Source organism: Lishizhenia sp. (assembly GCF_033720595.1).
Classification (GTDB): Bacteria; Bacteroidota; Bacteroidia; order Flavobacteriales_D; family Crocinitomicaceae; genus Lishizhenia.
In genome coordinates this window covers 1-5,192 of the sequence record NZ_JAWWCF010000198.1, presented here as the reverse complement: position 1 = coordinate 5,192, position 5,192 = coordinate 1, and the positions used below count along the sequence as shown (strand labels likewise).

Below are 5,192 nucleotides of genomic sequence, written 5' to 3'. Positions count from 1 at the left end.
GGTATTGAAGAATATTATGAATGAGTCCGTAAATAAAAACAGGGATGGCGAGAAGTATAAACATTACAGCCAATAATACTTGTCTGAAAAACATAGTACTTCTAAACCTTCTGTCTAAAAAATCTGCACGGATTTGCATTTTATCTAAGCGCCACTTAATACCATCTACCTTAGATTGAATTTCCTGTATGAGCCAAGGCTCTGATAAGTTAATTTCAATCAAACTCGCTGTAATATCTTTGAGGTGGTTTACTTCAGCCTTAACTCCTTTATCTTTTTGCTTAATGTATTTAGAGTTTAAGATTTGATGAAGACTTTCTACCAGTTCATCCTCTTCTTTATTTTGGGTAGTTACAAGTACCTTCTCTAAGCGTGTTCTAAAGTTTTCTGTAAGTTTCCTACTTGCTCCAGAAGGGTTGTTGATGTACTCCTCTAGGTAGGGTTGAACAGGTTTGGGTTCATCTATGTTTACTAAAATTTTAGATCTAAATTTTTCCGGTTGAGAGTAATTTAACCCTACCGCAACAACTTTTAAATTCAATTTACCTTCATTCCTCTTTTCAGTTTCTAAAGCAATGCGGGCTGTACCTGTTTTTAAATTTCTAAGTATCCTTTCTTTGTAACTGGTGCCCTCAGGAAAAATTACCAAAGTTTTCCCTTCTTCTAAACGCTTATAGCATTCTTCAAAAGATTGTGTGTTATCTACGCCTTTTGTTGTACCTTCTCCTTGACGGTTAATTGGAATCATGTTTAAACTTCTTAGGACTCTTAATTTGAATTTAGAGTCAAATAAGGTAGCCTTAGCCATGTAATAAATTGGCTTTTTAGAAATCATGCCTAATACCCAAGCATCCATTAATGTGTTGGGGTGGTTGGCAATGATAATGAGGGGACCATTCGTATTGAGGTGTCTTTTCTCGTTAATTTTTATTTCTTTGTAATACAAGCGTATTCCAATTCCAATTAAAAACTTAAGAATGCGGTAGACCATACAGTAAACTTTGTCTAGTGAAGATAAAAAAAATAATTCTGTATTGTTAACTTTGGGTAAGACAAACTCATGGTACAACTAAAAACTCTCAAATGAAAGACTTTCCTATAGTATATCTCAATAGTAATGATGGAAGTGGTCTCCTCGCTTTTGGTGAAGGACCTGTTATGAAAGCCAATGTTGGCAGTGCTCTTAAAGAATTATATGACTTTACCCAGGTCCATAAGGGGAAATATATGTTTGGTTATTTGGGCTATGACATTAAGAATGAAATAGAAGACCTAAAATCTGAAAATAACGATTACTTAGATTTTCCAGACTTGTTCTTTTATGTACCTAAATATGTCGTAGAGCTGAAGTCAGAAAATTTAATGTTTTTAAGTGGAGATAGAGATACTGAGGCTTTAGATTTTGTGGTTGATTTCCTAGAGAAAGAAATCATGGCGCAATATCCTAAACAGGAAATCCATTTTAAATCGAGAATTTCTAAAGAGGAATACATTGAAAAGATTATAAACTTAAAGGAACATATTCAACAGGGAGATATCTATGAAGTAACATTTTGTCAAGAGTTTTATGCGGAAAATGTGGATTTAATAGACCCAATGGGGGAGTATTTTAAAATGAATAATGTTACCCGTGCACCTTTCTCTTCTTACATCCAGTTTGAGGGGAATTACATTTTGTGTGGGAGTCCAGAACGTTTCCTGCAAAAGACGGGAGATGATTTGGTTTCACAGCCCATTAAAGGTACTAGTAAGCGTGGTGCCGATCAAGAGGAAGATGTGCGTTTGAGAGATTTGCTCACCAAAGATCCCAAAGAGAAAGCAGAAAATGTAATGATTGTGGATTTGGTGAGAAATGATTTGTCGAAAGTTGCTAAGAAAGGAAGTGTCAATGTAAGAGAGTTGTTTGGTATTTATTCTTTCGAAACTGTGCATCAGTTGATTTCAACCATTCATGCCGATCAAAAGGAGGGAACAACCATTGTAGAATTATTGAAAGCATTGTTTCCCATGGGAAGTATGACAGGAGCTCCCAAAATCAGTGCTATGGAATTGATAGAAGAATTTGAATCCTTTAAACGAGGGGTGTATTCTGGAGCTATTGGCTATATCAAACCAAATGGAGATTTTGACTTCAATGTTGTAATCAGGAGTTTACTTTACAGTAAAGCCAATAGATATTTAAGTTGTCCGGTTGGAGGAGCAATTACAATCAATTCGAATCCTGAAATGGAATACGAAGAATGCATAACCAAGGTTGATGCTATAATGAAGGCGTTAAATAATAGAGGGAAGTAAGTGATGACAATCTATGAGGTAATGGGAGAACAGGCCATTAAAGAACTCGTGAATAGGTTTTATGCTAGAGTTTTTGAGAGCCCAGTAATCTCTCATTTGTTTAAGAATGATATAGAAGAAATTAAAGATAAGCAGTTTCGCTTTTTATGTCAGTTTCTTGGTGGTCCGCAATATTATATCGAGAAATATGGTCCGCCCAGAATGCGTATGCGTCATATTCCACACGAAATTACAGAGGAGGCAAGAGACGAATGGTTGCGTTGTATGAAGGATGCCATTGATAGTATGGATTTAGGTGAGAATTTGAGTACGGCCTTATATAACTGTTTTCCAAAGCTTGCCAATCACATGGTAAATTCGTGAAAAAAAATATCCTGATTTATTATTATCGAATTAGAAAATGGAATATGTTTGTTATAAGAAATTAATCTTAATAGAATGAGTAAACCTAGAATTATGAAAGACTACGACCAATTGTCGGAGTCGGTAAAGGAGCAAATCAAATTGGTTTATCCACGTGGTTTTGCGCATCACTTAATTAGCTTTAATACGCAAAACGGTGATGAGAAAATGGGCTTACCTTTTGAAACGGATGATGTGTATTACTTGGTGCGCATGAACAGGGTTAAAGCGATTAGTATAGTAGAAGACGATGATGATTTCGATGAAGACGGAGTTTTAAGAGACGACGTTAGAGAGGAATATGAAGATAAACACGATGACGTTGACTACTTAGAGGAAAACGCTAACGACGACAACGATTTTTAAAAGAATTGAGCAAAAAATTGATAAGCTACTTCGCAAGGGGTAGCTTTTTTTATTTGAAGATTTAATTCTTTTCAAATAAAAAAGCCGACTCCTAAAAGAAGTCGGCTTTTTAAATATAGTGTTGTGAATTAGATCACACCTTGATCGATCATTGAATCTGCTACTTTTACGAAACCTGCAATGTTTGCACCTTTCACGTAGTCAATAGTTCCATCTTCAGTTTTACCGTAAGTAACACACTGCTCGTGGATATTCACCATGATATCGTGTAATTTCGTATCAACTTCTTCAGCAGTCCAGCTCATTCTTAATGAGTTTTGAGACATCTCTAAACCTGAAGTAGCAACACCACCAGCGTTAGAAGCTTTACCTGGAGAGAACAAGATTTTTGCCTCTTGGAATGATTCGATAGCTTCTGGAGTAGATGGCATGTTAGCACCCTCAGCAACACAGATACATCCGTTTGCTAATAATGTTTTAGCCTCTTCACCGTTCAATTCGTTTTGTGTAGCACATGGTACTGCAACATCACATTTAACTCCCCATGGTCTTTCACCAGCGTGGAATTCAAATCCGAATTTCTCAGCTAATTCATTAATTCTTCCTCTTCTAACGTTTTTCAATTCCATTAAGAAATCTAAGTGCTCAGAGTGGAATCCGTTCTCAGCGTAAACGTATCCTGAAGAATCTGAAACTGTAACAACTTTACCACCTAAGTGAATTACTTTCTCTAAAGCGTATTGTGCAACGTTTCCTGATCCTGAGATCGCAACAGTTTTACCACGGAATGTATCACCTTTCGTCGCTAACATTTCTTTAGCAAAGTAAATAGTACCGTATCCTGTAGCTTCTGGTCTAATTAAAGATCCACCCCAGTTACGTCCTTTACCAGTTAAAACACCAGTAAATTCGTTTCTAATTCTTTTGTATTGTCCAAACATGTATCCAATCTCACGTCCACCAACACCGATATCACCAGCTGGTACGTCAGTATTTGGTCCAATGTGACGTGCTAATTCTGTCATGAATGATTGACAAAAACGCATTACTTCATTGTCAGATTTTCCTTTAGGGTCGAAATCAGATCCACCTTTACCACCTCCCATAGGAAGTGTAGTTAAAGAGTTTTTAAAGATTTGCTCGAATCCTAAGAATTTAAGGATAGACAAGTTTACTGAAGGGTGGAAACGTAAACCACCTTTGTAAGGTCCGATAGCCGAGTTAAACTCAACACGGTATCCTCTGTTTACTTGTGCTTTCCCATTATCATCTAACCAAGGAACTCTAAAGATAATCGTTCTTTCAGGTTCAACGATACGCTCTAAAATGTTGTGTTCTTTGTATTTTGGATTATCATTCATGAAAGGGATTACAGTTTCTGCAACCTCTTCAACCGCTTGAATAAATTCAGCTTCATGTCCATGAATAGCTTTTACTTTCGCCATGAAAGCATCAATCTCAGCTTGGAATTTACTTGCCATTTTAATTTTTTTTTTGGTAAAGCAAATGTAATATAAATTTTATATTTCCGGGGTGAGTTAGGTTACAGAAAAGCCAGCTTAGGATTAAAATAATTGAAGACTTTTGTGGAGGGGTAGAGGTGTGTTTTTCTCTGTTGATTTACAGATGGTTATTTGTGGTGTAGAGGATTTTAGAAAATGATTTAGTGGGTGTCAAGATTTTAATTGAAAAAGTAGAAAGCCCTGCGCGCATACACAGGACTTTCTTTTAGTGAGCCGTTTTATGGAAGAACAGTTCATCAAACGCTAAACCTACTGCTTGACGACCCTAAATTCTGTTCTTCTATTTTCTTCGTGTTCAATGTCTGAACAATACACACCTTCAACACATTTGTTAATCGGTTCACTCTCACCGTAGCCTTTCCATGTTAATCTAGCTGGATCAATTCCTTTATTGATGAGGTAGTCCATCACAGACTTCGCTCTTTTATTAGATAAGTATTGGTTGTAATATCTTGTCCCACGCACGTCCGTATGTGATCCCAATTGAATTTCAATGTTTGGATTATCATTGAGTAGTTTTACCAAACTATCCAGTACTGGAGATGCATCTGCACGTATGTTCCATTTGTCGAAATCATAGTAAATGTTGTTTAAGACAATTGGTTT

Annotated in this window: 6 protein-coding genes; 3 read left to right on the top strand and 3 right to left on the bottom strand. The window is 36.3% G+C overall.

What is annotated here, in order from left to right:
• A partial coding sequence (locus R3333_RS12300; RefSeq protein ID WP_318959075.1) for a 1-acyl-sn-glycerol-3-phosphate acyltransferase occupies positions 1–991 on the bottom strand: 991 nt, incomplete at its 3' end.
• A gap of 92 nt (positions 992–1,083) precedes the next feature.
• Here R3333_RS12300 and R3333_RS12295 point away from each other — a divergent pair.
• From R3333_RS12295 to R3333_RS12285, 3 genes are all read left to right on the top strand, one after another.
• On the top strand, positions 1,084–2,295 hold the full coding sequence (locus tag R3333_RS12295; protein ID WP_318959074.1) for an anthranilate synthase component I family protein: 1,212 nt from the start codon (positions 1,084–1,086) through the stop codon (positions 2,293–2,295).
• Between the two features lie 3 nt (positions 2,296–2,298).
• On the top strand, positions 2,299–2,658 hold the full coding sequence (locus tag R3333_RS12290; protein WP_318959073.1) for a globin: 360 nt from the start codon (positions 2,299–2,301) through the stop codon (positions 2,656–2,658).
• Between the two features lie 75 nt (positions 2,659–2,733).
• Positions 2,734–3,063, top strand: coding sequence for a hypothetical protein (locus tag R3333_RS12285; RefSeq protein WP_318959072.1), 330 nt, complete (start codon positions 2,734–2,736; stop codon positions 3,061–3,063).
• Between the two features lie 128 nt (positions 3,064–3,191).
• Here R3333_RS12285 and gdhA read toward each other — a convergent pair whose 3' ends face one another.
• Both gdhA and R3333_RS12275 read right to left on the bottom strand, forming a co-directional pair.
• The gene (gdhA, locus tag R3333_RS12280) at positions 3,192–4,544 is read right to left on the bottom strand and encodes an NADP-specific glutamate dehydrogenase (RefSeq protein ID WP_318959071.1); all 1,353 of its coding nucleotides are present in this window, start codon (positions 4,542–4,544) and stop codon (positions 3,192–3,194) included.
• A gap of 291 nt (positions 4,545–4,835) precedes the next feature.
• The coding region (locus tag R3333_RS12275) for an OmpA family protein (RefSeq protein WP_318959070.1) at positions 4,836–5,192 on the bottom strand (357 nt) is incomplete at its 5' end.